Here is a 233-nt window from a genome sequence, read left to right on the forward strand (position 1 = left end):
GTGAAAGGGTCGAGCACCAGCCCGCCGGGCGGGGTGATCAGCCGCACCAGCCAGCGCATCAGCGCCTCGGGCTTTACCGTCGGATGGTCAGACCGCCCGGCGGTTACGCTTATTTTGAACAGCGTTCCGGATGGTGCAGGGCTTACACCGGGAAGATATGCCGTCGATCCGTTTGTAATAATCGCTGATGTGTCGCAATTCTCCGCATTGGCGGCATGGCTTCCACCACTCTC

Annotated in this window: 1 protein-coding gene; it reads right to left on the bottom strand. The window is 60.5% G+C overall.

The annotated features are described in order from the left end of the window. A partial coding sequence (locus ACNEUN_RS06475) for a DNA methyltransferase (RefSeq protein WP_463631647.1) occupies positions 1-233 on the bottom strand: 233 nt, incomplete at both ends.

The sequence above is a fragment of the Gardnerella sp. C0684A1 genome (genome assembly GCF_055326835.1).